Consider the following 2,167-nt stretch of genomic DNA (forward strand, 5'->3'; position numbering starts at 1 on the left):
CGGCAACGGAGTCCAGCTGTGCTCGGCCACGGTATTCCAGGCCGGAAAGTACCCGCTGCGCGGACGGTTCTCGCTGTCCGGGGGCAATCCCCACGTTGCCGACGCGCCTGACATCGGCCGCGGTCTCGGCTTGCAGATTCAGCTCCCCGATCGCGAACAATGGCGTTTGGCGATGATCAATCAGCCGGTCTTCCTCGACCCGACGCCGCAAGACTTCTACGACCGGAACCTGGCTTTCGCCAAGGACCCGGCCACCGGAAAACCGAATCCGCGCACGGTGTCGGACTATCTGGCCGCCCACCCGCGCACAGTCGCGGCGATGGCGATCACGAAATCCACGCCGGTCGCGCCGACGTTCACAGCGTCGACCTTCCACGGCATCAACGCGTTCATGTTCACCGATGCCGACGGGGTGACCGTCCCGGTCCGGTGGAAACTCGTGCCCGAGACGGCGATTGCCGCGGAGTCGACGGTGAGCGGACCCAATGCCCTGTTCGATCAGCTCGCCGCGGATATTCGGCAGTTGCCCAGACGCTGGACGATGCTGATCGTCGTCGGTGTCCCCGGGCAGGACCGAACCGATGACGCCACGATCGCGTGGCCGGCGCAGCGACGAAGTGTGGCTGTCGGCACCGTCGTACTGACCGACATCGCCACCGAGACATCGGCCAATGTGCGCGATGTGAACTTCGATCCGCTGGTGTTGCCCACCGGTATCGCCCCCTCCGACGATCCGCTGCTCTCGGCGCGATCGGCCGCCTACGCCGAGTCTTTCCGGCGGCGCACCGGGGAACCCGGCGGCCGCGGTTCGGTGGAAGCGCGGGGCCGGGCATGAACTCCGCGCATCCGATACCACCGGCCCGGTTCGACCTGTTGGCGCGAATCCTGCATTGGACAATGGCGGCCCTGATCGTGGCGATGCTGTTCCTCGGCGCGGCCCTGGTCGGTTCGCTCGGCAACTACCATCGCGCGCTGGTCCTGCACGAGTCCGTCGGTGTCGCCGTGCTGGTGCTCGCCCTGATTCGGATCGTCAACCGGCTACGGCGCACGGCGCCGCCACAGATACCCGCGATCAGTCGCCCGGAACGGATCGTCGCGACCGGCTCCGAAGTGCTCATGTACGCCCTGTTCACCGCGCAACCCATTGTGGGCTGGGCGCTCGTGTCAGCGTCCGGCGCGCCGATCCGGGTGTTCGGTGGGGTGCTGCTGCCTGCCATCGCCCCGGCGAACGCGCACCTCTACCACCTGCTGCGGGACGTGCATACCTTCCTCGCGTTCGGGCTGCTCGCGGTCTTCACCGCACATATGTGCGCGGTACTCGCGCATTCCTTGGTGCTGCGCGATCAGGTGCTGAACCGCATGCTGCGCACGCCGAGGTTCCGCCGAACCTCGACCGAGCCTGCACCGGGCCACCCACTGCAGGCTCCGGTCCCGACGCCGCCCGACAGCTGATCCGGCGCCATCGAGCCTCTCACCTGATATGCCAGGTGAGAGGCTTTTTTCGGCATCTGTTCACGCGGTCCGGTCCCGCCGCGCAGGGTAGGACGTAATAGACTGGTAGTACCGAATCCGGGAAGGAACGATGTCTTATGCGCGGGCGACAGCCGCCACCCGCAAAGTCCGGGATCGGGCTCGGGGGAAAGCTTCTGGTTCTCGTCGTTCTCGGCTGGGTAGCCGTCGGGCTGCTCGCCGCGGGCCAGCGACAATACTTCGCGCACCTACCCAAGGAATGCTCCGACTGGGCGACGATCGCGGTCACCGCCGCCGCGGGTCCGGCCAACTACATCGGCCTGAACCCGCGGGTCAGCCAGTGCGAGGTGCCCCAACCGAGCCAGTAGCCCGGTCACATAGCCGCGGGTACCGGTGCCTTCTCCCGCTGCTGTAGTTCGCGCAGGCGAGCGCCCTCGACGTCGATGTCGGGGACGATCCTGTCCAGCCATTTCGGCAGCCACCATGCCCATTTGCCGAGCAGCACCAGCAGCGCGGGGATGAGCACCATGCGGACGACGAACGCGTCCAGCGCGACGCCTGCCGCGAGCGCGAAGCCCATGGACTTGGCGGTGACGTCGGACTCGAGCATGAACGAGCCGAACACCGAGATCATGATGATCGCCGCCGAGGTCACCACGCGCGCGCCGTGGTGATAGCCGTTGATCACGGCGTCGGT

At 67.0% G+C, this 2,167-nt stretch carries 4 protein-coding genes; 3 read left to right on the forward strand and 1 reads right to left on the reverse strand.

Features of this window, described 5'->3' with window-relative positions:
- From ACFWPJ_RS31045 to ACFWPJ_RS31055, 3 genes are all read left to right on the forward strand, one after another.
- On the forward strand, positions 1 to 835 hold an 835-nt coding region (locus tag ACFWPJ_RS31045), incomplete at its 5' end, for a catalase family peroxidase (protein WP_378856811.1).
- The gene (locus tag ACFWPJ_RS31050; RefSeq protein WP_378856813.1) at positions 832 to 1,452 is read left to right on the forward strand and encodes a cytochrome b; all 621 of its coding nucleotides are present in this window, start codon (positions 832 to 834) and stop codon (positions 1,450 to 1,452) included. The genes ACFWPJ_RS31045 and ACFWPJ_RS31050, both read left to right, overlap by 4 nt.
- A gap of 137 nt (positions 1,453 to 1,589) precedes the next feature.
- Positions 1,590 to 1,838, forward strand: coding sequence for a hypothetical protein (locus tag ACFWPJ_RS31055; protein WP_378856815.1), 249 nt, complete (start codon positions 1,590 to 1,592; stop codon positions 1,836 to 1,838).
- A gap of 5 nt (positions 1,839 to 1,843) precedes the next feature.
- Here ACFWPJ_RS31055 and ACFWPJ_RS31060 read toward each other — a convergent pair.
- Positions 1,844 to 2,167, reverse strand: a 324-nt coding sequence (locus ACFWPJ_RS31060; protein ID WP_378856817.1) for an MMPL family transporter, incomplete at its 5' end; no start/stop codon positions are given.

It is taken from the genome of Nocardia sp. NPDC058497 (assembly GCF_042720195.1).
Lineage (GTDB): Bacteria > Actinomycetota > Actinomycetes > Mycobacteriales > Mycobacteriaceae > Nocardia.